The 26,332-nt window shown below is 64.0% G+C and carries 24 protein-coding genes and 1 pseudogene; 16 read left to right on the top strand and 9 right to left on the bottom strand.

Annotated features, from left to right (window positions below; translation table 11 throughout):
- Positions 1-26 precede the first annotated feature (26 nt).
- Entirely contained in the window at positions 27-1,178 is a 1,152-nt protein-coding gene (locus tag E4K65_RS14280; RefSeq protein WP_167770801.1) for an AGE family epimerase/isomerase, read from the top strand.
- 65 nt (positions 1,179-1,243) lie between these two features.
- On the opposite strand, the gene E4K65_RS14275 is transcribed toward E4K65_RS14280, so the two are convergent.
- From E4K65_RS14275 to E4K65_RS14245, 6 genes are all read right to left on the bottom strand, one after another.
- Positions 1,244-2,083: an ABC transporter ATP-binding protein gene (locus E4K65_RS14275; protein ID WP_027545082.1), complete on the bottom strand. Its 840-nt coding sequence runs from the start codon at positions 2,081-2,083 to the stop codon at positions 1,244-1,246.
- 142 nt (positions 2,084-2,225) lie between these two features.
- Positions 2,226-3,509 carry an ABC transporter substrate-binding protein gene (locus E4K65_RS14270; RefSeq protein ID WP_135174700.1) on the bottom strand — a complete coding sequence of 428 codons (1,284 nt, stop codon included), beginning with the start codon at positions 3,507-3,509 and terminating at the stop codon, positions 2,226-2,228.
- 46 nt (positions 3,510-3,555) lie between these two features.
- A complete protein-coding gene (locus tag E4K65_RS14265; protein WP_135174699.1) occupies positions 3,556-4,629 on the bottom strand; it encodes a branched-chain amino acid ABC transporter permease in 1,074 nt (357 codons plus the stop codon).
- A gap of 3 nt (positions 4,630-4,632) precedes the next feature.
- The gene (locus E4K65_RS14260; RefSeq protein ID WP_027545085.1) at positions 4,633-5,526 is read right to left on the bottom strand and encodes a branched-chain amino acid ABC transporter permease; all 894 of its coding nucleotides are present in this window, start codon (positions 5,524-5,526) and stop codon (positions 4,633-4,635) included.
- Between the two features lie 118 nt (positions 5,527-5,644).
- On the bottom strand, positions 5,645-7,576 hold the full coding sequence (locus E4K65_RS14250; protein WP_135174698.1) for a long-chain fatty acid--CoA ligase: 1,932 nt from the start codon (positions 7,574-7,576) through the stop codon (positions 5,645-5,647).
- The gene (locus E4K65_RS14245) at positions 7,573-8,394 is read right to left on the bottom strand and encodes an ABC transporter ATP-binding protein (protein WP_027545088.1); all 822 of its coding nucleotides are present in this window, start codon (positions 8,392-8,394) and stop codon (positions 7,573-7,575) included. The genes E4K65_RS14250 and E4K65_RS14245 overlap by 4 nt, the downstream gene beginning before the upstream one ends.
- 335 nt (positions 8,395-8,729) lie before the next feature.
- Here E4K65_RS14245 and E4K65_RS14240 point away from each other — a divergent pair, with 335 nt between their 5' ends.
- The 5 genes and pseudogenes from E4K65_RS14240 to E4K65_RS49775 all read left to right on the top strand — a co-directional run.
- Complete coding sequence (locus E4K65_RS14240; RefSeq protein ID WP_135174697.1) at positions 8,730-9,407, top strand: Crp/Fnr family transcriptional regulator; 678 nt, start codon at positions 8,730-8,732, stop codon at positions 9,405-9,407.
- A 4-nt stretch (positions 9,408-9,411) separates the two neighbouring features.
- Positions 9,412-10,140 (top strand): helix-turn-helix transcriptional regulator, encoded by a 729-nt coding sequence (locus E4K65_RS14235; RefSeq protein WP_135174696.1) that lies wholly within the window; start codon positions 9,412-9,414, stop codon positions 10,138-10,140.
- A gap of 62 nt (positions 10,141-10,202) precedes the next feature.
- Positions 10,203-10,418 carry a DUF4287 domain-containing protein gene (locus tag E4K65_RS14230; protein WP_135174695.1) on the top strand — a complete coding sequence of 72 codons (216 nt, stop codon included), beginning with the start codon at positions 10,203-10,205 and terminating at the stop codon, positions 10,416-10,418.
- Between the two features lie 13 nt (positions 10,419-10,431).
- Positions 10,432-10,833, top strand: coding sequence for a DoxX family protein (locus E4K65_RS14225; RefSeq protein WP_235885636.1), 402 nt, complete (start codon positions 10,432-10,434; stop codon positions 10,831-10,833).
- Positions 10,834-10,914 (top strand): annotated as a pseudogene (locus E4K65_RS49775) (Crp/Fnr family transcriptional regulator); the annotation flags it as partial.
- Here the strand turns inward: E4K65_RS49775 and E4K65_RS14215 are convergent.
- Positions 10,911-12,161 carry an MFS transporter gene (locus tag E4K65_RS14215; RefSeq protein ID WP_135174693.1) on the bottom strand — a complete coding sequence of 417 codons (1,251 nt, stop codon included), beginning with the start codon at positions 12,159-12,161 and terminating at the stop codon, positions 10,911-10,913. The pseudogene E4K65_RS49775 and the gene E4K65_RS14215 overlap by 4 nt on opposite strands.
- Before the next feature lie 291 nt (positions 12,162-12,452).
- Between E4K65_RS14215 and E4K65_RS14205 the strand changes: the two genes are divergently transcribed.
- The 4 genes from E4K65_RS14205 to E4K65_RS14190 all read left to right on the top strand — a co-directional run bounded on the left by E4K65_RS14205 (position 12,453) and on the right by E4K65_RS14190 (position 18,803).
- Positions 12,453-15,773, top strand: coding sequence for an adenylate/guanylate cyclase domain-containing protein (locus tag E4K65_RS14205; RefSeq protein ID WP_135174691.1), 3,321 nt, complete (start codon positions 12,453-12,455; stop codon positions 15,771-15,773).
- A gap of 21 nt (positions 15,774-15,794) precedes the next feature.
- A complete protein-coding gene (locus tag E4K65_RS14200) occupies positions 15,795-16,475 on the top strand; it encodes a redoxin domain-containing protein (RefSeq protein ID WP_135174690.1) in 681 nt (226 codons plus the stop codon).
- A 32-nt stretch (positions 16,476-16,507) separates the two neighbouring features.
- Positions 16,508-17,188 (top strand): redoxin domain-containing protein, encoded by a 681-nt coding sequence (locus E4K65_RS14195; RefSeq protein WP_135174689.1) that lies wholly within the window; start codon positions 16,508-16,510, stop codon positions 17,186-17,188.
- A 169-nt stretch (positions 17,189-17,357) separates the two neighbouring features.
- Positions 17,358-18,803 carry an adenylate/guanylate cyclase domain-containing protein gene (locus E4K65_RS14190; protein ID WP_135174688.1) on the top strand — a complete coding sequence of 482 codons (1,446 nt, stop codon included), beginning with the start codon at positions 17,358-17,360 and terminating at the stop codon, positions 18,801-18,803.
- Between the two features lie 33 nt (positions 18,804-18,836).
- Here the strand turns inward: E4K65_RS14190 and E4K65_RS14185 are convergent, their stop codons facing one another.
- Positions 18,837-19,679 carry a uroporphyrinogen-III synthase gene (locus E4K65_RS14185; protein WP_135174687.1) on the bottom strand — a complete coding sequence of 281 codons (843 nt, stop codon included), beginning with the start codon at positions 19,677-19,679 and terminating at the stop codon, positions 18,837-18,839.
- 159 nt (positions 19,680-19,838) lie between these two features.
- Between E4K65_RS14185 and purU the strand changes: the two genes are divergently transcribed.
- Entirely contained in the window at positions 19,839-20,702 is an 864-nt protein-coding gene (gene purU / locus E4K65_RS14180) for a formyltetrahydrofolate deformylase (RefSeq protein WP_135174686.1), read from the top strand.
- Positions 20,703-20,820: 118 nt separating this feature from the next.
- On the opposite strand, the gene E4K65_RS14175 is transcribed toward purU, so the two are convergent.
- Entirely contained in the window at positions 20,821-21,099 is a 279-nt protein-coding gene (locus E4K65_RS14175) for a hypothetical protein (RefSeq protein WP_135174685.1), read from the bottom strand.
- Between the two features lie 532 nt (positions 21,100-21,631).
- On the opposite strand from E4K65_RS14175, the gene E4K65_RS14170 reads away from it, so the two are divergent.
- From E4K65_RS14170 to E4K65_RS14150, 5 genes are all read left to right on the top strand, one after another.
- On the top strand, positions 21,632-22,810 hold the full coding sequence (locus tag E4K65_RS14170) for an ABC transporter substrate-binding protein (RefSeq protein WP_135174684.1): 1,179 nt from the start codon (positions 21,632-21,634) through the stop codon (positions 22,808-22,810).
- Between the two features lie 133 nt (positions 22,811-22,943).
- Positions 22,944-23,813: a branched-chain amino acid ABC transporter permease gene (locus tag E4K65_RS14165; protein WP_135174683.1), complete on the top strand. Its 870-nt coding sequence runs from the start codon at positions 22,944-22,946 to the stop codon at positions 23,811-23,813.
- Between the two features lie 8 nt (positions 23,814-23,821).
- Positions 23,822-24,850, top strand: coding sequence for a branched-chain amino acid ABC transporter permease (locus tag E4K65_RS14160; RefSeq protein ID WP_135174682.1), 1,029 nt, complete (start codon positions 23,822-23,824; stop codon positions 24,848-24,850).
- Positions 24,847-25,602: an ABC transporter ATP-binding protein gene (locus tag E4K65_RS14155; protein ID WP_135174681.1), complete on the top strand. Its 756-nt coding sequence runs from the start codon at positions 24,847-24,849 to the stop codon at positions 25,600-25,602. The genes E4K65_RS14160 and E4K65_RS14155 overlap by 4 nt, the downstream gene beginning before the upstream one ends.
- Positions 25,595-26,311, top strand: a complete 717-nt coding sequence (locus tag E4K65_RS14150) for an ABC transporter ATP-binding protein (RefSeq protein ID WP_135174680.1) — start codon at positions 25,595-25,597, stop codon at positions 26,309-26,311. Before E4K65_RS14155 ends, E4K65_RS14150 begins: the two co-directional genes overlap by 8 nt.
- Positions 26,312-26,332 lie beyond the last annotated feature (21 nt).

Genomic DNA, 26,332 nt, shown 5'->3' with positions numbered 1-26,332 from the left:
CATTGTCGGGACGTGGAGAGAGCGAGATGGCGGACGAGCGGATCACGGCGGCGGAGGAGACGGCCGGCGTCGTCGCGCGCCTGAAACGCCGCATGATCGACGACGCGATGCCGCTGTGGTCGACCGTCGGCTGGGACCATGTCGCGGGCGGTTTCATCGACCGGTTGCACCGCGACGGCACGGCGGATGCCGCCGCGCCGAGGCGCGTGTTCGTGCAGGCCCGCCAGATCTACTGCTACGCCAAGGCGGCGCAGATGGGCTGGTATCCTGAGGGGCGCGCCATCGCGCTGAAGGGGCTGGAGCACCTGCTGGCACGCGCGAAGGCGCCCGACGGCCGGCCGGGCTATGTGCACCGGCTGACGCCGGATGGCGCGGTGCTGGACGCCCGGCGCGACGCCTACGACCACGCCTTCATCCTGTTTGCGCTTGCGACCGTCTACGCGCTCGACAAGGACGCGCAGGTTCGCGCCGAGATCGACGCGCTGCTCGCCTTCCTCGACGGCCATCTGCGCTCGCCGCATGGCGGCGTCCACGAGGGGCTGCCGGTCTCGCTGCCGCGGCGGCAGAACCCGCACATGCACCTGTTCGAGGCGATGATCGCGTGCTTCGACGCGACCCACGATCTGTCGTTCCAGAACCGCGCCGGCGAATTCTTCGCGCTGTTCCTCGCCAATCTCTACGACAAGCAGAGGCACATCCTGACCGAGTATTTCGAGGAGGACTGGTCGAAGATCGAGCCGGTCAGTGTCGAGCCTGGCCATCAGGCGGAGTGGGTCTGGCTGCTGAAGGGATTCGAGCGCATCACGGGCTGCCCGACCGGGCAGCGGCGTGCGGAGCTGCTGGCGAGCGCGCTGCGCTATCGCGACGAGGCGACGGGCTGCCTGAGCGACGAGGGTGATGCCATCGGCAACATCCGCCGCAGCACGCGCCGGCTGTGGCCGCAGACCGAGATCGCGAAGGCGTGGACCGCGCAGGCCGAGTCCGGCGAGGCGGGCGCGGCGGATGAGGCGCGCGCGGCCCTGGTGCGGCTCGAACGGCATTATCTCAGCCATCCCGTGCGAGGCGGCTGGTACGACCAGTTCGATCGCGACGGCAAGTCGCTGGTCGACACCATTCCTGCGTCGTCGTTCTATCATGTTCTCTGCGCAGTCACGGAAGCGGAGCAGGTGCTGGAGTAAGTGTCTCTTGTCTTGACGCGTTTTCTTCACGCGAACCGGTTCCCGCTTCGCTTGAAAACGCTATGTCAGAGCCAGCGCTTGCGCCGCTTGAAGCTCTTGAGGTTCTTGAAGCTCTTGCGCTGGTCGCCGGCGCCGCCGAGGTAGAATTCCTTGACGTCCTCGTTGTCGCGCAATTCGTCCGCGGTGCCGTCGAGCACGACCTTGCCCTGCTCCATGATGTAGCCGTGGCTCGCCACTGACAGTGCGGCGCGCGCGTTCTGCTCGACCAGCAGGATGGTGACGCCGAGGTCGCGGTTGATCTTCTGGATGATGGAAAACACCTCTTTCACCAGCAGCGGCGACAGACCCATCGACGGTTCGTCCATCAGGATCATCTTCGGGCGCGCCATCAGCGCGCGGCCGATCGCGAGCATCTGCTGCTCGCCGCCGGAGAGATAGCCGGCAAGGCCGGTGCGCTCTTTCAGGCGCGGGAAATAGTTGAAGACCATGTCGATGTCGGCATCGACCTCGCGGTCCCTGCGGGTGAAAGCGCCGAGCTTGAGGTTCTCCAGCGACGTCATGTCGGCGACGATGCGGCGGCCCTCCATCACCTGGAAGATGCCACGGCGGACGATCTTGTCGGGATCGATGCCGTTGATCCGCTCGCCCTCGAACAGGATCTCGCCGCGCGTGACCTCGCCGTCCTCGGTCTTGAGCAGCCCCGAGATCGCCTTCAGCGTCGTCGATTTGCCGGCGCCGTTGGCCCCGAGCAGCGCCACGATCGCGCCCTTGGGCACGTCGAGGCTGAGGCCGCGCAGCACCAGGATGACGTCGTCATAGACGACCTCGATATTGCGCACGCCGAGAAGGGGCGGCGCGGGCACGATGCTGGGTGAGGGACGACTGGCTTCGGCGATCTCGGTCATTCTTTATAACTCCGCTGTCGTCGCCCGGCTTGACCGAGCGACCCCGTATTCCAGAAACGCCCGAGTTCCCTGAGATGCCGCGGCGTACTGGATCCCCCGCCTTCGCGGGGGATGACAGTTGTTTGTGGAGCGAAGGCGGGGCTCACCACCCCAGCAATTCCGCCTTGCGCGGCAGCTCCACGGTCTTGACCTTCTCGAGCTTGATCGTGCCCTTGGCCATGAGATCGTTGAGGTCGCCGTCGGTCGCACCCGCGATCTTGGTGCGATAGAGGTCGACCTTTAGCGTGCCGCGGTGGTCCTTGTCGGTCCAGGTCGAGGGATTGCAGACGCCGTCCATTCCGGCCGGCACCCAGTCCTTCTTCTGGTAGAAGCCCTTGGCGACGTTCTCGCCGGTGGCGCCGCCGTTCTTTGCGGCCCAGTCGAGCGCTTCCTTCATGTACAGCGCCGAGCATACCGCCGCGATGTAGTGCACGGGCCGGTAGACCTTGCCGGTCGGGTCGGACATCTTGGATATCTCCATCACCGTCTTCATGCCGGGCGCATCGCCGCCCCAGCTGACCGCCGTGCGCAAGGGGAAGATCACGCCATTGGCGGCATCTCCGGCCGTCTTGGCGGCATTCTCGTCCATGCCCCAGACATTGCCGAGGAACTGGATGTCGACGCCGGCGGTCTTGCAGGCCTTCAGGACGGAGATGTTGGAAGCCGCGGTGTTGCCGAGATAGGCGTAGTTGGCACCCGAGGATTTCAGGCTCAGGCACTGCGCGCTGTAGTCACCCGGTGTCAGCGCGAACACCAGCGGCGGCAGCACTTCGAGGCCGAGCTCCTGCGCCATGGCCTCGCCTGCGGCCTTCGGCGCGTTCGGATAGGGGTGGTTGGCGCCCATGTGGACGAATTTCGGCTTGCCGGGCTTGCCCTTGGCCTTCCAGTCCTCGGCCGCCCACATCAGCATCGCGCGCAGCGAGTCCGAATAGCTCGGGCCGTAGAAGAAATTGTAAGGCGCGGGCTTGGCCTTGCCACTGACGCCTTCGGGATCGGTGAGTGCCGCGGCATAGGAGCCGGAGAGGTCGGGGATCTTGTCCTGCGCGAGGAAGCCGGTCAGCGCTTCGGTGTCCGCGGTGCCCCAGCCCATGATCGCCGCGACCTTGCTGTCGGGCGCCGACCATTTCTTGTAGAGCGCGATCGCGCGCGGCACCTGGTAGCCGTAATCGTTGGTGTCGACATTGAGCTGCTTGCCGCCGACGCCGCCGTTCTTGTTGACCCAGGCGAAGGTGTCGGCGACGGCCTGTCCGTACGGCGTGCCGACGTCGGAGGTGCCGCCGGAATAATCGGCGAGATGCCCGATCGCGATCTGCGCCTGCGCGCTCGCCGAGAATGCGGCGATCACGAGGGCGAGCGATGCGGTGGTCAAAAGGGATTTTGTCTTCATTGGTTGCCTCCTCCTGTTTATTCGTTGATTAGCAAGTCGCCCGTTCTCAATGCGAGAACGGGTAGAGTTTCCAATAGGCCTTGATCTGCCGCCAGCGATGCGCGAGCCCGTCCGGCTCGAACATCAGGAACGCGATGATGATCACCCCGATCGCGATCTCGCGCAGGAAGGTGATGTTGTTGTTGAGCGACAGCGCCTTGTCGATCGCGCCGCCCTTCAGGTAGAGGCTGAGGAATTCCATCGTTTCCGGCAGCAGCACCACGAAGGCGGTGCCCATCAGCGTGCCCATGATCGAGCCGGTGCCGCCGATGATGATCATGGCCAGGAACAGGATCGAACGCTCGATGCCAAAGCCTTCCTGGGAGACCACGAGCTGGTAGTGCGCATAGAGCGCGCCGGCGATGCCGGCGAAGAAGGCGGCGAGGCCGAACGACAGCGTGCGGTATTTGGTGAGGTTGATGCCCATGATCTCCGCGGAGAGATAATGGTCGCGGATCGCCACCAGCGCGCGGCCGTCGCGCGTGCGCATCAGATTGGTGACGAGGATGTAGCTCGCCAGCACATAGGCCAGCACGACGTAGAAATACTGCTTGTCGCCGCGCAAGGTGAAGCCGAAGATCGAGAACGGATTGGCGCTGGCCGGCACCGATCCGCCGGTGAACCATTCGGCGCGGGAGAAGAAGTCGAGCAGGATGTATTGCGCGGCGAGCGTCGCGATGACGAGGTAGAGCCCCTTCAGCCGCGCCGCCGGAATGCCGAAGATCAGCCCGACCAGCGCGGTGACGACGCCCGCGAGCGGGATCGCGAAGAACACCGGGATCGGCGCATTGTTGGAGATGTAGGCCGAGGTGAAGGCGCCGAGCAGGAAGAACGCCGCGTGGCCGATCGAGATCTGGCCGGTGAAGCCGACCAGGATGTTCAACCCGAGCGCCGCGATCGAGAAGATGCCGATCTGAATCAGGATGCTGAGCCAGTAGCCGCCGAGGAATTGCGGCACGAGGCAGAGCAGCAGTACGCCTACGATCGCAAAGTTGCGGCTGGTGGCCGTCGGGAAGATCGTGGTGTCGGCCGCATAGGAGGTGCGGAAATCACCAGCGGGGATGAGGGCAGGGCCGGCCATGGGTCAGATCCGCTCGATGTCGTGGGTGCCGAACAAGCCGTAGGGCTTGATCATCAGCACGATGATGAGGACGTAGAACGGTGCAATCTCGTAGAGATTGCCCCAGTGCAGATACTCGCTGTCGACATATTGCGCGATGTTCTCGAGCAAGCCGATGATGATGCCGCCGAGCACGGCGCCGCCGACGGAATCGAGCCCGCCGAGGATCGCCGCCGGAAACACCTTGATGCCGTAGGCGGCGAGGCCTGACGATACGCCGTTGACGACGGCGACGACGACGCCCGCGACCGCCGAGACGGTGGCCGAGATCGCCCAGGCCATCGCGAAGACGCTTTTGACGGAAATGCCGAGCGACTGCGCGACCTGCTGGTTGAACGCGGTGGCGCGCATGGCAAGGCCGTATTTTGATGCGCGGAAGAACCAGGCCATGCCGATCATCATCGCGACCGAGACCACCAGGCTCATGACATAGACGGTCTGGATCTGAAGCCCGAACAAGCTGACCGACTGGCTCTCGAACACGCGCGGGAACGGCTGCGGGTTGACGCCGAACATCCATTTCAGCGTCGCCTGGAGCACGGTCGAGAGGCCGATCGTCACCATGATCACCGAAATGATCGGCTCGCCGATCATCGGCCGCAGGATCAGGACCTGGATGGCGATGCCGAACACGAACATGAACACCAGCGTCATCGGCATGCCGATCCAGAACGGCACCTGATATTTCGCCAGCAGCGCCCAGCATACCCAGGCGCCGACCAGCAGCAGCTCGCCTTGCGCGAAGTTGACGACCTGCGTCGCCTTGTAGATCAGCACGAACGACATCGCGACCACGCCATAGAGCGTGCCGACCACGAGGCCGTTGACCAGGAGCTGGATGAGGAAGGCGGTGTTCATATCGGCTGACCCAACTCGTCATTGCCGGGCTTGACCCGGCAATCCATCAATATGGACGGAAGCTTGTTCGGAAGAGGATGGATGCGCGGGTCGAGACCGCGCATGACGATCACGTGTGTCACTCCGCAGCCTCCGCCAGATGCCCACGCCCGCCGAGATCCACCACCCGCAGTGTGGTGCGCACCCTCTGCGTGATGCCGTCCTGGAAGCGGATCACGGTGTCGACGGGGATGTCGGCATCGCCGCGGTAGATCGCGTCGATGATGCCGGCGTATTTCTCGTTGATGACGCTGCGGCGTACCTTTCGGGTGCGGGTGAGCTCGCCGTCGTCGGCGTCGAGCTCCTTGTAGAGCAGCAGGAAGCGCGAGATGCGCTGCGCCGGCGGCAGCGTGGCGTTGACGGTCTCGACCTCCTTCTGGAGCAGCGTGTAGACCTCGGGCCGCGAGGCGAGATCGCTGTAGGTCGTGAAGGAGAGGCGGTTCTTCTCCGCCCATTTCGAGATGATGGAGTAGCGGATGCAGATCATCGCCGCGAGCGCGTCGCGCCCCGAGCCGAGCACCACGGCTTCGGCGATATAGGGCGAGAATTTCAGCTTGTTCTCGATGAACTGCGGCGAGAAGCGCTCGCCGCGGGAGGTTTCCGCGAGATCCTTGATGCGGTCGATGACGACGAGCTGGCGGTTGGCGTTGAAATAGCCGGCATCCCCCGACAGCATCCAGCCATCCTTGATGTCGGCAACGCTCGCCTCAGGATTCTTGTAATAGCCGAGGAACATGTTGGGATGCCGCACCACGATCTCGCCGACGCCGTGGACGTCGGCATTGTCGATGCGGATCTCGACGCTGTCGGCCATCGGCACGCCGGTGGTGTCGGGGTCGACCTTGCCCTCGGGATGCAGCGTGTAGGCGCCCAAAAGCTCGGTCTGGCCGTAAAGCGTGCGCAGCGGCACGCCCATCGCCTGGAAGAACTTGAAGGTATCGGGCCCGAGCGCCGCGCCGCCGGTTGCGGCCGAGCGCAGGCGGGTGAAGCCGAGCCGGTCGCGCAGCGCGCGGAACAGGACGGCGTCGGCAAAGCCGGAGCGCTGGCCCTGTTCGAGCGCGGCAAGACCGCTTTTCATCCCGATATCGAACAGGCGCTGCTTGAAGGGTGTGGCGTCCATCACCCTGGCGCGCACGTCGGCGGCGATCGATTCCCAGACGCGCGGCGCAAACAGCACGAACGTCGGCGCGATCTCGCGCAGATCGTTCATCATCGTATCGGGCTCTTCGACGAAGTTGATCTTCATCCGGCACAAGAGGCCTTTGCCCAGCACATAGACCTGCTCCATGATCCACGGCAGCGGCAGCACCGAGACGTATTCGTCGTCGGGTCCCTTGGGGTCGAAGGCAAGATAGGTCGCGCAATGGCCGAGCACGCGGCCGGCGGCGAGCATTGCGAGTTTTGGATGCGAGGTGGTGCCCGACGTGGTGCAGAGGATTGCGACGTCCTCGCCCTTGGTCGCATCGACGAGCTTGTCGTAAAGCCCCGGTTCGCGCGTAGCGCGGGCGCGGCCGAGCTCGGCGAGTTTCTCCGCCGACAGCAGTCTGGGGTCGTCGTATTTCCGCATCCCGCGCGGGTCGGAATAGATGATGTGCTTCAGATCAGGCACGCGGTCGGCGAGGGTGAGCAGCTTGTCGACCTGCTCCTCATCCTCGGCGAAGACGAGCTGCGCCTCGCCATAATTGAGGAGATAGGAGGCTTCTTCGTCCAGCACGTCGCGGTAGAGCCCGAGGCTCAGGCCGCCGATCGCGTGGGTGGCGATTTCCGCCGCGACCCAGTCCGGCCGGTTGTCGCCGATGATGCCGATGACGTCGTTGCGCCCAAGGCCGAGCTCGACGAGGCCGAGCGCGAAATCGCGCACGCGCGTCTGGTAATCGTTCCAGGTGAAGACACGCCACAGCCCGAGATCCTTTTCGCGCAGCGCGATCTCGTTGCCATGCTCCCTGGCATTGAGCCGGAGCATTTTGGGATAGGTATCGGCCTGCGCGACGCGGCCTGCATAATCCATCATGCCGCGCTCTCCTGCGCCGGCGGAGCATCGTCGGGATCGACCAGCACCTCGTCCTCTTCGCCGAGATAGGCGCGCCTGACGTGGGGATCGGCGAGCACCGCACCCGGATCGCCCTCGGCGATCTTGCGGCCGAAATCCAGCACCATGACGCGGTGAGAGATGTCCATCACCACGCCCATGTCGTGCTCGATCATCACCACCGTCATCCCGAACTCCTCGTTGAGATCGACGATGTAGCGGGCCATGTCCTCCTTCTCCTCGAAGTTCATGCCGGCCATCGGCTCGTCGAGGAGGATGAGGCGCGGCTCCAGCGCCATGGCGCGGGCAAGCTCGACGCGCTTGCGCAGGCCATAGGAGAGGGTGCCGGCTTGCGCCTTTCGCACCGACTGGAGATCGAGGAAGTCGATGATCTCCTCGACCTTGCGGCGATGCGCGAGCTCTTCCTTGCGCGCGCCGGTGAGCCAGTAGAGCGAGCCCGTGAGGAAATTGTTCTTCAACAGGTGATGGCGGCCGACCATGATGTTGTCGAGCACGCTCATGTGGTGGAACAGGGCGAGGTTCTGGAAGGTGCGGCCGATGCCGAGCGAGGCGCGGGCGTTCGGCGTCAGGCCGGTGATGTCGCGGCCCTGATAGAACAGCTGGCCCTCGGTCGGCTTGTAGCGGCCGGAAATACAGTTCACGATCGAGGTCTTGCCGGCCCCGTTGGGGCCGATGATCGAGAACAGCTCGCCGTCCCTGATGGCGAAGCCGACATCGGTCAGCGCACGGACGCCGCCGAACCGCAAGGACACGCCGCGCACTTCAAGACTGGTAGCCACCAAACAAATCCCTCCCGGTGATGGCGCTTGATTGGCGCTCTTCGTCGGTTCCTGTCGGGCGATCCTAGTACGGCCGTGTCGGCCAGACCATGCAGCTATTGGTCTCGACCGGACCCGTGAGGCTCTCGTTCCCGCTAGGGGATCAAAAGCCGCATCGCCCGAGGTGGTTCTCAATAGGGGAAAGCGCTATTTTGAAATGTCTCCAGCCTGACAATTCTGCGACAAAGTTTTTTCAGGCGGTGGCGGTCTTCATCTTTCGTCGGATGGTGGCGAGCGGCCGTGTTGCAGTGCAACAGAGGACGGAGTGACGAAACGGTGCGACTGGCTTCGGGATCATGATTTCAGAGGATCAACTGAAGCGCATCGCCGCCTGGTCGCGCGAGCTCACGCAAGCGGAGATCGAGGTCGCTCGCGCGGGGATCACGGAGCGGTCCTACGGCACCGGCGAGACTGTGTTCATGCGTGGCGACACGTTCGACTATTGGGCCGGCATGGTCGTTGGTCTTGCCCGGATGGGCGGGGTCTCGCGCGACGGCAAGGAAACGAGCCTTGCCGGGCTGACCGCGGGGGCCTGGTTCGGCGAGGGCAGCGTGCTCAAGAATGAGCCGCGGCGCTACGACGTGGTCGCGCTTCGCGACAGCCGCGTCGCGTTGATGGAGCGCGCCGCTTTCATGTGGTTGTTCGAGAACAGCGTCGGTTTCAACCGTTTCCTGGTGCGCCAGCTCAATGAGCGGCTCGGTCAGTTCATCGGCATGCTCGAGGTCAACCGCACGCTGGATGCCACCGCGCGCCTCGCCCGCAGCATAGCCTCGCTGTTCAACCCGATCCTCTATCCGGAATCGACCGCCCATCTGGAGATCACCCAGGAGGAGATCGGGGCGCTGTCCGGCATGTCCCGCCAGAACGCGAACCGCGCATTGAACAAGCTTGAGAAGGAAGGCCTGCTGCGGTTGGAGTACGGTGGCGTGACGATTTTGGATATCGAGCGGCTCAGGAGCTACGGGGAAGACTGATGACATGCGCTTTCCGGATCGTCCTGTGCTGATAGAATTTGACGATCGCGAATCGGACTCACCTTACGTCGAGCGCGTATGGCGCAGCCGGAGCCGGAGCGGTGGCTCGTTTCTCTCGATGGCCGAGGGAAACATCGAACTGGTTGTTACCAGGCTTCCGGGGTTTTTGGTAGTGACACTCAGGGGGCCGGTGATCCAAGGGGCTCTGATTGAATGTCCGCCGGATGGCGAATGGCTCGCCATACGTTTTCGACTGGGAACCTACCTGCCACAGATACCGACGGCGGCATTGATCGACCATCAAGATGTCCAGTTGCCGGTGCTGCCCAATGGCCGTTTCCTGTTTTCGGATTCGAGCTGGGAAATTCCGAGCTACGACAATGCGGAGAATCTCGTTGCCCGCTTGGCGCGCGCGGGCGTGATAGCACGCAGCCATGCAACCGATGCGGCGGTCGACGGCGACGTCGACTGGATGAGCCAGCGTTCGATGCAGCGACATTTTCGCCGTGTCACGGGCATGACGTTCAGCAGCTATCAGCAAATTCAGCGTGCGCGTCACGCAGCAGCATTGCTGGTGAGCGGGAGCTCCGTCCTCGACGCTACATTCAGCGCTGGCTATTTTGATCAGGCGCATCTTACCCGTTCGGTAAAGCAACTGATCGGCATGACCCCTGCGCGCCTCGCACGCGAGCGGCCGCAATTGTCGTTTTCATACAAAACAACGACGTCCTGACCGCGATATGCGTGGTTCACTCCGGCCTCGGTGGTGGGAGCGACAACCGGAGGAGTGCCGCGGTGAGTTTTCAGGCCTATCTCGACAATATCCAGGCCAAGACCGGCAGAAGCCCGGACCAGTTCCGCAAATGGGGGAAAGACAGGGGTTTTTCGACCGGGACGGGACTGGCGGCCGGGGTGAAGGCGGGCGCCATCGTCGCCGCGCTAAAGGACGAGTTCGGCCTCGGCCATGGCCATGCAATGGCGATCGTTGCACTGCTCAAGCGAGAGAAATAGTAGGGTGATGACGATGAGCAAGTCGAGACGAGGGGCCGGCTATGTGATGAGCGGGGTTGTCATTGCCCTTATGCTGCTCGATGCCGGAATGAAGCTCGTCCCATTGGACGTTGTGATCAAGGCGACCGCCGAGCTCGGCTATCCGCCTTCGCCCGAGTTGGCGCGAGCGTTAGGCGCCGTGGCTCTGGTCTGTACTGCGCTCTATGCCTTCCCTCGAACGGCTGTGCTCGGCGCGATCCTTCTGACCGCCTATATGGGCGGCACCGTTGCTGCTCACCTCCGAATTGGCAACCCGCTCTTCACCCATATGTTGTTCGGGGTGTATCTGGCCGTTCTTGCATGGGGCGGTCTCTATCTCCGCGACACCCGCCTGGAGGCGCTGCTGCCGCTGAGATCGCCATCAGCGGAAGGCTGACAGAAAGAAGGCCTGCTGCGCCTCGAATGTGGCGGCGTTACCATCCTCGATGTCGAGCGGCTGCGCGGGTACGGGGACTAGCGCGCATTGGCGGGGGCGTGCACGGGCCAGAGGTCGGCGCGCCAGCGCACGGCGATCGCCGTCATCGCGATGAAGCCCGCAGCGGCATAGAGCGAACCCGTCGCGGAATAGCCGATCACGTCGATCAGGCTGCCGGCTGCGAGCAATCCGATTGGCAGGCCGTAGATCACCATCATGCGCACACCCATCACGCGGCCGCGCAGATGCGCGCTCGCCGTGCGCATCAGGATCACGGCGGCGGAGATCATCGACATGCTCTGGGCGATGCCGGCCAGAGCAAGGCAGGCCATGGCCACCGGCATGGTCCTGATCTCGACGAACACCAGCAGCATGGCGTACCAGGCCAGCGTCGCGCCGATCAGAAGCCGGGCAATGCGCAGCCCGCTGACGAGGCTGAGCGTGATGGAGCCGATCAGCGAGCCGACGGCGAAACTCGCCGAGAGATAACCGAGGCCGGTCTGGTCGGTGTGAAAGATGTCCCGCGCGATGTAGGGCAGCAATCCGCCGGTGAAGGGAAATGCGGTGAGATTGGCGAGGAAGGCGACGCACAGCGCGGCACCCATTCCAGGGCCATTCCAGGCATAGACAATCCCTTCCTTCAGCTCGTCGAGCAGCTTTGAAATGGCGAGGCTGCTCGCCGGCAGGTCCGTCGTGGCAATGGTCCTTTTCGGTCGGGTCAGGCAGGACATGAGAATCGCGGCCACGAGGTAGAGGCTTGCGACTGCCGCATAAACCAATCCAATGCCGAGCACGGCGAAAAGGCCGGCGCCTGTCAGCGCTCCGGCAATGCGGGCGCTATCCTGGGTCGTGCGTGACATGCTGATCGCGCTGACCAGCTGCTCGGCCGGCATGATGTCGGCGAGCAACGCGCTGCGAAGGCCGAGATCGGAGGAGCGGATCAGGCCCATGATCGTCACGATGATCATGACCTTGAGCGGCGCCAGGTGTCCGGTGAGAGCCAGGACCATGATGGTGGAGGCCAGCGCCGTATAGGTCAGGCGCAGCACGACAAGGAGATCGCGATGACCCATGCGGTCGCCGACCATCCCGAGCGCCGGTGCAATCAGCGTTCCGACATATTGCAGCGACGCGAGAATGGTCAGTAGCAGCACCGATCCGGTCTCGACCAAGATGTACCAGCCGAGCACCAGCGTTTCGATCTCGAACGCCCAGGAGGTGAGCAGGTCGGACGGCCACTGGAAGCGATAGTTGCGGATGCGGAATGGCGCGAGTGCGGATGTGCTCAAGATGCGATGACGGGTGTCACGGCGATTCCCCCTTATTCTTGTTCTTCTGTTCGGCAGGGTAGCCCCGGCCATGCCCCTGTCAATTGGCGCCACCGCATGCCGCCATGCTTGCCGACGACGCGCGGTGCGCCAGTGCGCCCGCAGCATCGCTTCCTCGCACAGCCGATACGGAAGGGGTAGACCAACCACGCTTGCTCTTCCCGCGCGACGAGGCCATGCTTGCCTGGTTCCTGGGCCCGTCCGGCAGGTCCAGTAGAATGCGCCATCGCGGCTTCCGCGAGGTCTTGACCCATGAACTGCTCTTGCTGTGGTTTAGAGGTCCAGAGCGGCTTTGCCTTCTGCCCGAAGTGCGGCACGAAGCAGCCGAACGCGTGCCCTGGCTGCGGCTTTCCATGCGCGCCGGATTTCGCCTATTGCCCGAAATGCGGCGCCTTCGTCGCTGAGGTCCCCGCAGGCGGGGGGCAGGCATCGGCGCGGACGAGCCCGACGACGCTCCCGATCCGGTCCTCCTCTCCGCCGCTCGCGCCGGCGGAGGAGGCTCAAGCCGCATTTCGACCTCAGTCGGACAAGATCGACAGCGAGGCGAACCGCCGCACCATCACCGTGCTATTTGCCGACCTCAGCGGCTTCACTGCGATGAGCGAGCGGCTCGACCCCGAGGTCATGCAGACGCTTCAAAACGAGTTGTTCGAGGAGTTGACGGCCGCGGTGCAAAGCTTTGGCGGCTTCGTGGACAAATTCATCGGCGATGCGCTGCTTGCTCTGTTTGGTGCGCCGGCGGCGCACGAGGACGACCCGGAGCGGGCGGTGCGCGCTGCCCTCGACATGATCGACCGGACGGCGCGCCTCAGCGAACGCGCGAAGGCGTATGCAGGTTCACCGCTGCTGCTCCATGTCGGCATCAACACCGGGCACGTCGTCGCGGGCGGGCTCGGTGCGGGCGTTGCCAAATCCTATTCGGTGACCGGCGACACGGTGAATACCGCCCAGCGACTGCAGTCGATGGCGGCTCCGGGCGAGGTGCTGGTCGGGCCGTTGACCCACCGTCTGACGCGGCATGCGTTCGCCTACGACTCGCTTGGCGAGGTCTCGCTCAAGGGCAAGATGGGCAACGTACTGGTCCACCGTCTGAAGGAGCCGCTCGACTCGCCCCGAGCGGCGCGAGGTCTCGACACGCTGGGCCTCAATGCGCCGTTGATCGGGCGCGACGCCGAGCTTGCGCGCATGATCGGCAGCCTTGATCGCGCGTGCGGCGGCGCAGCTCAACTGGTGCGGCTGGTCGGTGAAGCCGGCATCGGGAAAACACGCCTGGTCAGGGAGTTCGTTGCGAACATCCGCGATCAGGATCGATTTGCAGGCGTGGCGATCCGGCAGGCGGCGTGCTCGCCGCTCGGCGAACAATCCTACGGCACACTCGCCGCCGTGCTGCGTAGCGCCTATGGCATCGCGCAGAAGGCGAGCGCCAGAGAGGCGGAGGCGAAGGTCGCCGAAGCGCTGTCGGAGCTTGGCCTCGCGACTGACGAGGCCGACCGCCTGATGCCGCTCTATCTGCACGTACTCGGCCTCGGCGACCCCAACGCCGTGCTCAGGCATGTCGAGCCCGAACAGCTCCGCCGGCAGATATTCTTCGCGATTCGCACCGTCTTTGAACGCCGCCTGGCACTATCGCCACTGCTGATCATCGTCGAGGATCTGCATTGGGCCGACGCGGTGTCTCTTGAAGCGTTGCGCTTCCTGATGGACCGACTGGAGCGGACGCGGCTGATGCTGCTGTTTACGCACCGGCCGATGCTGGAGCTGGACCAGTTCGGTTCGAGCAGGATCAGTCACGCAACCCTCCGGCTGCCCCCGCTTGGCGATGCCGACGGACAAAAGCTGCTCGCGGCCTATTTCAGTCACGGTTGGCGTGAACCACCGGGACGTCTGTTCAGTCGAATCCTCGATCGCGCCGGCGGCAATCCGCTTTTCCTCGAGGAGATCATACGCGGCCTGATCGAAGCCGGCACCCTGCAGCGCGACGGCGCACAGTGGCGGATGACGTCGGATGAAGCCGCCGCCGATATTCCGGCAAGCATTCAGGCGTTGTTGCTGGCGCGTCTCGACCGGTTGCCGCATCAGGTGCGCCGCCTGGCACAGGAGGCCGCGGTGATCGGCCCGCGTTTTGATGCCGCTGCTCTCGGTGCGGCGGCAACCGAGCCGGCAAGGGTGGAAGCAGGGCTCGAACTTCTATGCGACGCGGAAATCGTCGAGGAGATCGCGGGCTCGAACTCGATTTCGCTGCGGACCTACCGCTTCACGCAAACCATGCTTCAGGACGTGATCTATCAAAACCTGCTTCTGCAGCGCCGGATCGAGCTTCATGGACGGATTGGTGGGGCGCTCGAGAGGCTCTATGGCCACGAGCCCGAGCGCCTCGAAGATCTCATCCTGCTCGGACATCACTTCAGTCTGAGCGCGAGCAAGCCGAAAGGCGCGCGCTATCTGCGCGCGGCCGGCGATCGCGCACGCGCCAGCTATGCCAATGACGATGCCATCCGTCTCTACCAACAGGCCCTCGCCGTGCTGTTGACCGGCGAACGGGAGCCGGAACGGCTGGTCCTGTACGAGCGGATTGCGGACCTCTGTGGCGCGGCTGGCCGCCGGAACACGGCCGAGGAGCACTATCAGAGCGCGTTGGAGGGACACCGCGCCATACAGGACCGGATCGGGGAAGCGCGAATTCTTCGCAAGCTTGGCCGATTGCTGTGGGACGCCGGCAAGCGGATCAAGGCAGAGACGCATTACGCCGAGGCGGCCAAACTGCTTGGAGGGACCGACGCGCCCATCGAGTGGGCGCATCTCTTGCAGGAGCGCGGCCGTCTCGCGTTTCGGACGGGCGATCACGTGGCCGCCGCAAGATGGGCAGACGAGGCGCTCGGCCATGCGCGGTCCGTACCGGCGGACGCGGACGAGCAAAGCGGGCTCGAGGCGGCACGTGCCATTGCGGAGGCCCTCAACACCAAGGGAGTTGCGCTGGCGCGGCTTGGACGACACCAGGAGGCAGTTCGCGAGGTGGAGCAAAGTGTCGCAGCCGCCGAGACCGCTGGCCTCCTTAACGTAGCCTGCCGCGGCTACACCAACCTCGGTGTGCTCTACACGATTGTCGACCCGGCGAAAGCCGTGGAGGTCTGCCGGCGTGGACTCGATGTCGCGCGTCGGATCGGGGATCTCGGCTTCCAGGCGCGCCTTCTTGCCAATTTTGCCGTTGCCTGTTGCACCTTCACGGACAGATGTACCGAGGAAGGGGTGCCGGCTGCCGAAAAGGCGATCGAAATCGACCGTGCGCTCGATCAGCGCGAGCATCTCTCCGTGCCCTTGATCGTGCTCGGGCAAATCCACCAATGCCATTTCCGCCCCGATCTGGCCGCCCGCTGCTACAACGAGGCAATCGAGGTGGCGAACGAAACCGGCGAACCGCAGCAGCTTTTTCCATGCTATGATGGTCTCGCCACGCTGAGCCTTGATCGAGGCGACATGCCCGAAGCCGACCGGTATTTCGCGCTGGCCCAAGATGTCTGCGCCCGCCACGGGCTTGATCCCGCAGGGCTGATCGTACTGCCATTTCTCGACTAGGCCATATGAAGGAGTTCGACCATGTCAGAAACTCATGTCGATGGACCGCTTCAACCGGGCGAACGCGCACCGAACGTCGTGCTGGATGCCATCACGCGCGAGGGAAAGATTGCGCTCGAGGATTTTCGCGGGCAGAGCCCGATATTGATCGGCTTGTATCGAGGCCTGCACTGTCCGTTCTGCCGGCGCCATATCGCGGCACAGGCGCAGCTTGATGCCGCCCTACGCGACAAGGGCGTCGAAAGCCTCACGGTCGTCAATACGCCGATCGAGCGCGCGCGGCTCTACTTCCGCTATCATCCATTGCCCGATCTGCTCGCCGCGTCCGACCCCGAGCGGGTCTCGCACCGTGCGTTCGGCCTGCCCAATCTCGAGTTTACGGAGAACGAAACCGAGTGGCCGCGCAAGGTGGGCATGGATGTGGTGAGAAGCATGCAGGTCGAAATTCCGGGCGAATTATCCGGACCGATGAATCGACTGGCGGCGTTTGACTACCTCAACAACAAGGACGGTTACGAGATCATGGAAGCCGACAAGCACATGGAAGCAACCGGCCTTGGCCAATTGTTTGGGCAGTTTCTGCTCGATCGCGAGGGGATTGTGCGCTGGAGCTTCACCGAGATTCCTGACGGAGGCCAGCACATGTTCGAGGTGCCGAGCCCCCGGGAGTTGATGTCGGCTGCCTCGCAGGTGGCAGGCTAAGCACCGTTAGCTAAAAGTGAGGGAGTTCAATCATGTCAGAACGTCATGCCGATGGACCACTTCAACCGGGCGATCGTGCACCGAATATTGTGCTGGACGCCATCACACGCGAGGGAAAGATCGCGCTCGAAGATTTTCGCGGGCAGAGCCCGATATTGATCGGCTTGTTTCGAGGGTTGCACTGCCCGTTCTGTCGGCGCCATATCGCGGCACAGGCGCAACTTGGCGCAGCGCTGCACGAAAAGGGCGTCGAAAGTCTCACGGTCGTGAATACGCCCATCGAACGTGCGCGGCTCTACTTCCGCTATCATCCCTTGCCCAACTTGCTCGCCGCGTCCGACCCCGACCGGGTCTCGCACCGCGCGTTCGGCCTGCCCACTCTCGAGTTTACGGACCACGAGACCGAGTGGCCGCGCAAGGTGGGTATGGACGTCATCATGAGCATGCAGGTCGATATGCCCGGCGAAACGTCGGGGCCGATGAATCGGTTGGCGGCTGCCGAATACCTCAACAAAAAGGACGGCTACGAGATGATGGAGGCCGATCAGCGCATGGCGGCAACCGGCCAGGGCCAGCTGTTCGGCCAGTTCCTGCTCGATCGTGAGGGGATCGTGCGCTGGACCTTTACCGAGGTTCCTGAAGGCGGCCAGCGCATGTTCGGGGCTCCAAGCCCTCAGGAGTTGATGTCGGCCGCCTCGCAGGTGGCAAGCTAGGCATCGTCGCCTGGTTGGCGGTGCAAATGCTGCGCTCAACGCGCTGCAACCCGCGGCTTCCTTTCCGCAGGCGCTGTCGCCATCGCGGAGCTCCGTAGCCGCGTGAAATACGCATCAGTTTGAAACGCGACCATTCCTGCTCGTGACACTGCTATGACTCAGGCGCACGATGACCAACATCCAGGAGCGACTCCTCGAAAGCAAGATGACCGAGATTGAGCAGGCCCGATCCTGGAGCCCACGCGTGATCTCGAAATTCGAAACGCTTATCAGGAGCGGTGACGATCTCTCGCTCTACCGGATCAATCCCCTGGCGTTCGCGCGTGATCGCGCCATTACCGAGGCGGAAAGCATCGACCTGTTTCTCCATGCGACCAGGAGCGGGTTGTTCGAGATGAGTTGGGACGTTGTTTGTCCCCAGTCCGGCATGGTGCTCGACAGCTTTGGCGCTCTGCGTACCCTGAAGACCCATTACGTTTGCGGCCTCTGCGACGTCAGCGGTGAGACCAACCTCGACGATTTCATTGAGGTTACGTTTACGGTCTCGCCGCACCTCCGGCGGATTCCATTTCATGATCCTCATTCCCTTTCGATCGAGGATTTCCACTGGAAGCTTCGTTTCTTGGGCGACGCGCGCATGCCCGGTCAGCAGGTCCGGTTTCTCGATTTCCTGCGTGGATTGGTTCGCGGACTTGCGTTCTTGCCGCCGGGCTCGACCACCTCTCTTCGCGCCGACCTCGGTCCCGGTGCCCTGGCCGGCGTCAACATCCAAACGCAGGCTGCATTCGTGGTCGCGGTCGCAGGCGAACCCGCAACCGCGCCGACCGTCCTGCGGGTCGGATATGATGCGCAGCGCTTTTCGCCTTCGCTGTCCGTCGTCCCGCCCGGCCCCGTTGTGATCGACGTGGAGCACTCCGGCGCAGTGCGTGGCTCATTGCTCCTGATCAATTGGCCGCCCGAAGTCCTGGCCCAGACGACCAAGCCTGCGCTCGAGTTCGAACCGTATATGTCCGGCGGCATGTTGCTTGCGCGGCATACCTTCCGCCGCCTGTTCCGCTCGGAACGCGTCGACGAGCGGGAAGGCCTCGGCATCCGGCAGGTGACCTTGCTGTTCACGGATCTCAAGGGTTCGACCGCGATGTACGAGCGTCTCGGTGATCTGAATGCCTATGCCCTGGTCCGCGAGCATTTTGCCTTGCTGGGAGCGACCGTCCAGGCGCATTCCGGCGCCATCGTCAAGACGATCGGCGATGCCGTGATGGCGGTCTTCTCCCGCCCGACCGACGCGGTCTCCGCGGCGTTGCATATGCTCGGAGAGATAGAACGCTACAACAGCGAGCATGGCGATCCGAGCATCATCCTGAAGATCGGAGCGCATTGTGGTCCGTCGATTGCAGTGACCCTCAATGAAAATCTGGACTACTTCGGGCAGACCGTGAATGTTGCGGCGCGCGTGCAAGCGTTGGCCGATGCCGGCGAAATCTGTCTCTCGGAAGCGCTTTATTCGGCGCCGGGCGTCAGCGACCTCCTGGCAGGCCACGCCATCGTTGAGTTTGACGCCCCTCTCCGCGGCGTCGAAGGAAATGCGTGCGTGTATCGTGTCGTGCGTAGTTAGGATCCTGCTTCGGCACGACCGTGCTAGAGATTCTCAAGTCACCGGTACTTTCGGCTTCTTCTCCGCCAGCGCTGCCGCCATCGCCGAAATCAGCGGCCGCATGAAATACGCATCTTCCGCCGGTGCGATGTCCGTGCGCAGGCCATGCACGGCGAGCTCCCCCGACACGGCAGGGCCCACCGACGCAATCAGCGTCCGCTCCAACCCCGCGTGCAACTTCGCTTCGCTGCCATGCGCCTTGGCGGCTTCGATCAGGCGGCGGACCTGGCCGAGATTGGTCAGCGCGATGGAATCGATCCGCCCCTCCGCCATGTCGTCGATGGCGGCGACGATGTTGGCATCCGCCGCCTTGGGATCGTAGACATAGGGCAGCACGGTATCGACCTCGGCGCCTTGCGCCGAGAGTGCGCCGGTCAGTGCGCTGTGGTCCTTGTCCGGATAAAGCTGGAGGCCGAGGCGATGCCCCTTCAGGTCGAGCTTGCCCAGCATCTCGATCACGCCCTCTGTGGTCGGCTTCTCCGTGGTCTGCTGCGCCTCGAGCGAGATCTCGCGCAGCGCCTTGCCGGGCTTCGGCCCGCGGGTGAATTTTCGCGATTTGGCGAGGGCTGCGACCAGAGCCTGGTCGAGACCACGGGTCCGCGCGAGCTTCATGATCCGCCGCAAGCCTTCGCCGGTCATCAGCACGAGATCGTCAAAGGGCCTGTCGATGGCGCGGCGGATCCAGGCCTCGACGGGGGCCGGGTCCGGCGCATCGTGGATGGTGAACATCGGGCACTGCACGACGTCGGCGCCTTGCTCGGCGAGGAGCTTTGAGAACTGCGCCTCCTCGCGCGTTTCCAGGATCAGGATGCGGTAGCCGTTCAAGCGGTCGGCCATGGGCGTGCTCCGGTATAAATCGCAATTGTCCGTTCATCCTGACTCTGCGTTTCAGGTAGAAGCAAGTCTTGGGATTGGCGCAAGGGCGGGGTCGGTGATAGAGCAGGGCGCAAATCGCGGGTTGTTCCGCATCATTTGCCCAAACCTTCATCAAGAGCCATGCCCGATCATCAATATGTCCTGACCCTGTCCTGTCCGGATCGCCCCGGCATCGTCTCGGCGGTGTCGACCTTCCTGGCCCACAACGGACAGAACATTCTCGACGCGCAGCAGTTCGACGACGTCGAGACCAAGAAGTTCTTCATGCGGGTGGTGTTCACCGCCGCCGATCTCGCCGTGGAGCTGTCCGCGCTCCAGACCGGCTTTGCCGCGATCGCGGAGCGCTTCGGCATGGAGTGGCAGATGCGCGACCGCGCCGCGCATCGCAAGGTGATGCTGCTGGTGTCGAAGTCCGACCATTGCCTGGTCGACATCCTCTATCGCTGGCGCACCGGCGAATTGTCGATGGTCCCGACTGCGATCGTCTCCAACCATCCGCGCGAGGTCTATGCCGGGCTCGATTTCGGCGGCATCCCGTTCCACCATCTGCCTGTGACCAAGGAGACCAAGCGCGAGCAGGAAGCGCAGATCCTCGATCTCGTCGCCAGGACCGGGACCGATCTCGTCGTGCTGGCGCGCTACATGCAGATCCTGTCGGACGATCTGTCGGCCAAGCTCTCCGGCCGCTGCATCAACATCCACCACTCGTTCCTGCCGGGCTTCAAGGGCGCAAAACCCTATCACCAGGCCCATGAGCGCGGCGTCAAGCTGATCGGCGCCACTGCGCATTACGTCACCCGCGACCTCGACGAGGGTCCGATCGTCGACCAGGACGTCGAGCGCATCAGCCATCGCGACACGCCGGAAGATCTCGTCCGCAAGGGCCGCGACATCGAGCGCCGCGTGCTCGCGCGCGCGATCCGCTATCACCTCGACGACCGCGTCATCCTCAACGGCCGCAAAACCGTGGTGTTCATGGATTGATCCGGAGGTCATTCCGGGGCGCCTCGAAGAGGCGAACCCGGAATCTCGAGATTCTCAGGTGCGCAATTGCGCACCATAGTTCGATGCTGACGCATCGCCTCGGAATGACGGCTATCCCTCAGCGCACCGCGTTGCCTGAGGTCACGCCCGTCGCGCCCTTCTGCGCCTGCTCTTCCTTCTCGCGATCAGCCGCCGGCATGAGCCGCTTGCGCTCGCGCTCCTTCATGTAGGCGTCGTATTGCGGCGTGCCTGCCCGCGGCGGGGCGTCGGCCGGCAGGCCGCCGGCCCATTGCGGGACGTAATCGCCCATGCCGGCGGACAGCTTCTCGGTGCCGCAGCCGCACAGCCCTGCGGCAAGCGCGAGGAGGGGCAGGAGGGAGCGGAAAGGCTTCGGCATTGTGGGGGCGCGCGGGTTCGGTCTGGTTGGACGCCGGGTCAGGCTGGCGCCGAGAGAGTAGCCTTCAACAAGGTAAAAGAGACTTATTCGAGGTAGGTAACATGTTACCGAGTTGGGGCCGGCCCGGGGCCCCGGATGTACCAATTCTGCAAAAGAAAGACGAAATCTTCCATCCACCCGGCCCGTCGCGTTTCTAGACTGTGGCCCGGGGCTCGCGACAAGGTGGCTTGGCCGGCGAGGGGGCTTTTTCGTTGACAGGTCCATTTTATTTGTACAATCGTACAAATAAATAAAAGCGGCCAAGGTCGGGGCGTTCGGGTCACCTCGACGTAACCGCAACATCACTCCCCGCCGTCGGAAAACGGGACGCCCGGCTTGCGCCGATTGGTCGCCAAACGTCCGATTGACAAGGGGGGCGCCAAGGACGCCATGTGGCGCGCGATAAGGCTCGCGCGTGAGCTAGAGTGAGGCAAGGACCGGGCACTCGGTTCGCCGCACAAGAGGTCAGGAATCAAGGGGGAGGGACACTCTTATGTTCGAACGCAAACAACTTTCTTGGGCAGCCGCGGTGGCCGCCGTTGCCGGCCTGGTGGCCGTCGCGCCGGCCAGGGCCGAGGACACCGTCAAGGTCGGTCTGATCCTGCCGATGACTGGCGGCCAGGCCTCGACCGGCAAGCAGATCGAGAACGCGATCAAGCTCTACATGCAGCAGAAGGGCGACACCGTCGCCGGCAAGAAGATCGAGATCATCCTCAAGGACGACGCCGCGATTCCGGACAAGACCAAGACGGCCGCGCAGGAGCTGATCGTCAACGACAAGGTCAATTTCATCGCCGGCTTCGGCGTGACGCCGGCAGCCCTCGCCGCCGCGCCGCTGGCAACGCAGGCCAAGATTCCGGAAGTCGTGATGGCGGCCGGCACCTCCATCATCACCGAGCGCTCGCCCTATATCGTGCGCACCAGCTTCACCCTGGCGCAGTCCTCGACCATCATCGGCGATTGGGCGGTGAAGAACGGCATCAAGAAGGTGGCGACGCTGACCTCGGACTACGCGCCGGGCAACGACGCGCTGAACTTCTTCAAGCAGAATTTCACCGCCGGCGGTGGCGAGGTGGTCGAAGAGGTCAAGACGCCGCTCGCCAACCCCGACTTCGCGCCATTCCTCCAGCGCATGAAGGACGCCAAGCCCGACGCGATCTTCGTGTTCGTGCCGGCCGGCCAGGGTGGCAACTTCATGAAGCAGTATGCCGAGCGCGGCCTCGACAAGGCCGGCATCAAGGTGATCGGACCGGGCGATGTCACCGACGACGACCTCCTCAACAACATGGGCGACGCCGTGCTCGGCACGGTCACCGCGCATCTGTATTCGGCGGCGCATCCGTCCGCGATGAACAAGGATTTCGTTGCGGCCTACAAGAAGGCCTTCGGCACTCGTCCGGGCTTCATGGCGGTGAGCGGCTATGACGGTATCCACCTGATCTACGAGGCGCTGAAGAAGACCGGTGGCGACACCGATGGCACCAAGCTGATCGAGGCGATGAAGGGCCAGAAGTGGGAGAGCCCGCGCGGCCCGATCTCGATCGACCCGGAGACCCGCGACATCGTGCAGAACATCTACATCCGCAAGGTCGAGAAGGTCGACGGCGAGCTCTACAACGTCGAGTTCGCGACCTTCGAAGCCGTCAAGGACCTCGGCAAGACCAAGAAGTGACGCGCGAAAGCGCGTCATCCCGGGGCGCGCTTAGCGCGAACCCGGGATCTCGACGTGATTGAAATGGCTTCCGGGTTCAGCGCTGCGCGCTGCCCCGGAATGACGAGGGATTACTAGGGTTTACCCGCTTACGATGACCGCAATCCTCACCAACCTGTTCGATGGCGTTGCCTACGGCATGCTGCTGTTCGTGCTCGCTTGCGGGCTCGCGGTCACGCTCGGCCTGATGAACTTCGTCAACCTCGCCCACGGCGCCTTCGCCATGACCGGCGGCTATGTCTGCATGGTGCTGGTGAACCGGATGGGCTGGCCGTTCTTCGCCGCGCTGCCGCTCGCCTTCGTCTCGTCGGCAGCGATCGGCATTGCGCTCGAGCGTACGCTCTACCGCCATCTCTATTCGCGCAGCCATCTCGACCAGGTGCTGTTCACGATCGGCCTGACCTTCATGTCGGTCGCCGCCGTCGACTACATCCAGGGCTCGTCGCGGGTCTTCATCGACCTGCCGGCCGCGCTCCAGGGCCAGTTCGACCTGTTCGGCGTCGGCATCGGCCGCTACCGGCTGATGATCATCGTGATCTGCGGCCTGCTCACCATCGCGCTCCAGATGGTGCTGGCCAAGACGCGTTTCGGCAGCCGGCTGCGCGCCGCTGTTGACGATCCGCGCGCCGCCAGCGGCCTCGGCATTAACGTGCCGCAGCTGTTCGCTTTCACCTTTGCTTTTGGTTGCGGGCTCGCCGGCCTCGGTGGCGCGCTCAGCGCCGAGATCCTCGGCCTCGACCCGTATTTCCCGCTGAAGTTCATGATCTACTTCCTGATCGTGGTCACCGTCGGCGGCTCGTCCTCGATCACCGGCCCGTTCCTGGCCTCGCTCCTGCTCGGTATCGGCGACGTCGCAGGCAAGTATTACGTGCCGAAGATGGGCCCCTTCGTGATCTACACCATGATGATCGTGATCCTGATCTGGCGCCCGAACGGCCTGTTCGGCCGCACGGCCGCGCGTTGAGTTCGCCGATGAGCGCTTCTTCCGACGTCGGTTATCATGCCCAGCGCCAGGCGCGCTGGCACTATGGCGAAGTCGCCTTCTGGCTGATTGTGCTGGCCTGCGGCTTTGCATTTCCCACACGCTATCTGATCATGACCGACATCCTGCGGCTGGCGCTGTTTGCGATGTCGCTCGATCTCGTCCTCGGCTATGCCGGCATCGTTTCGCTCGGCCACGCCGCTTTCTTCGGCGTCGGCGCCTATGCCGCGGGGCTTCTTGCATTGCATGGGATTATCAACGAGCCCGTGCTCGCGCTGATCGTCGCCGGCCTGGCCGCGATGGTGCTCGGTTTCGCCACCAGCTTCCTGGTGATCCGCGGCGTCGACCTGACCCGGTTGATGGTGACGCTCGGCATCGCGCTGCTGCTGGAAGCGCTCGCCGAGCGCTTCTCCAACATCACCGGCGGCACTGACGGCCTGCAGGGCATCGAGATGCAGCCGATCTTCGGCGAGATCCCGTTCGACATGTTCGGCAAGGCCGGCTTCTTCTATTCGCTGGCCGTGCTGTTCGTGTTGTTCCTGTTCGCCCGCCGCGTCGTGCATTCGCCGTTCGGCCTGTCGCTGCGTGCGATCAAGAACAATCCGCTGCGGGCGGCCGCGATCGGCATCCCCGTTAACCGCCGCCTGATCGCGATCTATACGCTGGCGGCGTTCTATGCCGGCATCGCCGGCGCGCTGTTCACCCAGACCACCGCGATCGCCTCGCTCGACGTGTTCGCCTTCGAGCGCTCTGCCGACCTGATGCTGGTGCTCGTGATCGGCGGCACCGGCTATCTCTATGGCGGGCTGATCGGCGCGGTGGTGTTCCGCCTGCTCCAGGAATTGTTCTCCACCATCACCCCGCAATACTGGCAGTTCTGGATCGGCCTCGTGCTGGTCGTGATCGTGCTGGTCGGCCGCCAGCGCCTGCATCGCTGGGTACTGTACGTGCCGAACCTCATCATCAAGCAGATTGCCGGTCGCAAGGCGGTCGTCGCCGTGCCGGAGAGCGACGCATGACCATCGCGCTCGAAACCCAGAACCTCGAAAAGCAGTTCGGCGGCCTGCGCGTCACCCGCGATCTCTCGCTCAGAATCGAGCAGGGCGCCCGCCACGCGCTGATCGGCCCGAACGGCGCCGGCAAGACCACTGTCATCAACCAGCTCACCGGCGTGCTGAAGCCGAATTCCGGGCGCATCCTGCTGGAAGGCGAGGACATCACGGACCTGCCTGTGCACAAGCGCGTGCTGCGCGGCCTGTCGCGCACGTTCCAGATCAACCAGCTCTATCCCGACCTGACCCCGCTCGAAACCATCGGCCTTGCCGTCTCCGAGCGCCTCGGCCATGGCGGCGACTGGTGGCGGCGGATGGGCACGCGCAGCGACGTCAACGGCGAGATCGCCGATCTGCTCGCGCGCTTCCATCTGCTCGACGTCATGAACGAACAGACCGTGACGTTGCCCTACGGCAAGCAGCGCCTGCTCGAGATCGCGGTCGCGATCGCGGCCAAGCCGCGCGTGCTGCTGCTCGACGAGCCCGCCGCCGGCGTGCCCGAGAGCGAGCGCCACGACATTCTCGCCGTCGTAGGTAGCCTGCCGCGCGACGTCACGGTGCTGCTGATCGAGCACGACATGGATCTTGTGTTCTCCTTCGCCGACCGGATTTCGGTTCTGGTCTCCGGTGCGCTGCTCATTGAAGGTCCGCCCGAACAGGTCGCGCGCGATCCGCAGGTGAAGGCGGTCTATCTCGGCGAGGAGGCGGTCAATGTCTGACCTGCTCGCAATCGACGCACTTCGCGCCGGCTATGGCGAGGCGGTGGTGCTGCCCAACATGTCCCTGCGCCTCGCCGAAGGGCAGGTGCTGGCGCTGCTCGGACGCAACGGCACCGGCAAGACCACGCTGATCAATTCCATCGTCGGCGTAACCCGCCGCTTCTCCGGCACCGTCGCGCTCGCCGGCACGGATGTCACCACGCTCCGTCCCGACCAGCGGGCGCGCGCCGGCATCGGCTGGGTGCCGCAGGAGCGCAACATCTTTCGCTCGCTCACGGTCGAGGAGAACATGACCGCGGTGGCCCAGCCCGGTCCCTGGACGGTCGAGAGGGTCTACGAGATGTTTCCGCGGCTGAAGGAGCGGCGGAGCAATTTTGGCAACCAGCTCTCCGGCGGCGAGCAGCAGATGCTGGCGATCGGCCGCGCGCTGACCCTCAACCCGAAGGTCCTGCTGCTGGACGAGCCGACCGAGGGCCTCGCCCCCATCATTGTCGAAGAGCTCCTGAAGGCGATCGGCACCATCACCCGCGCCGGCGGCATCTGCTCCATCATCGTCGAGCAGAATGCACAAAAGATTCTGGGGCTCGCCGACCGCGTTGTGATATTGGAACGCGGAACGATCGTCCACGACGCCCCGAGCGCCGCGCTGAAGGCCGACCCCGCGGTCCTGGAGCGCCACCTCGGAGTCGCAGGGGCGGTGGCCCACTAATCTTCGCCTCTCCCCGCAGGT

The sequence above is a fragment of the Bradyrhizobium niftali genome, from assembly GCF_004571025.1.
In the GTDB taxonomy this organism is placed as follows: domain Bacteria; phylum Pseudomonadota; class Alphaproteobacteria; order Rhizobiales; family Xanthobacteraceae; genus Bradyrhizobium; species Bradyrhizobium niftali.
The sequence above is the reverse complement of the archived record's forward strand: the minus strand, read 5'-3'. Positions and strand labels throughout refer to the sequence as shown.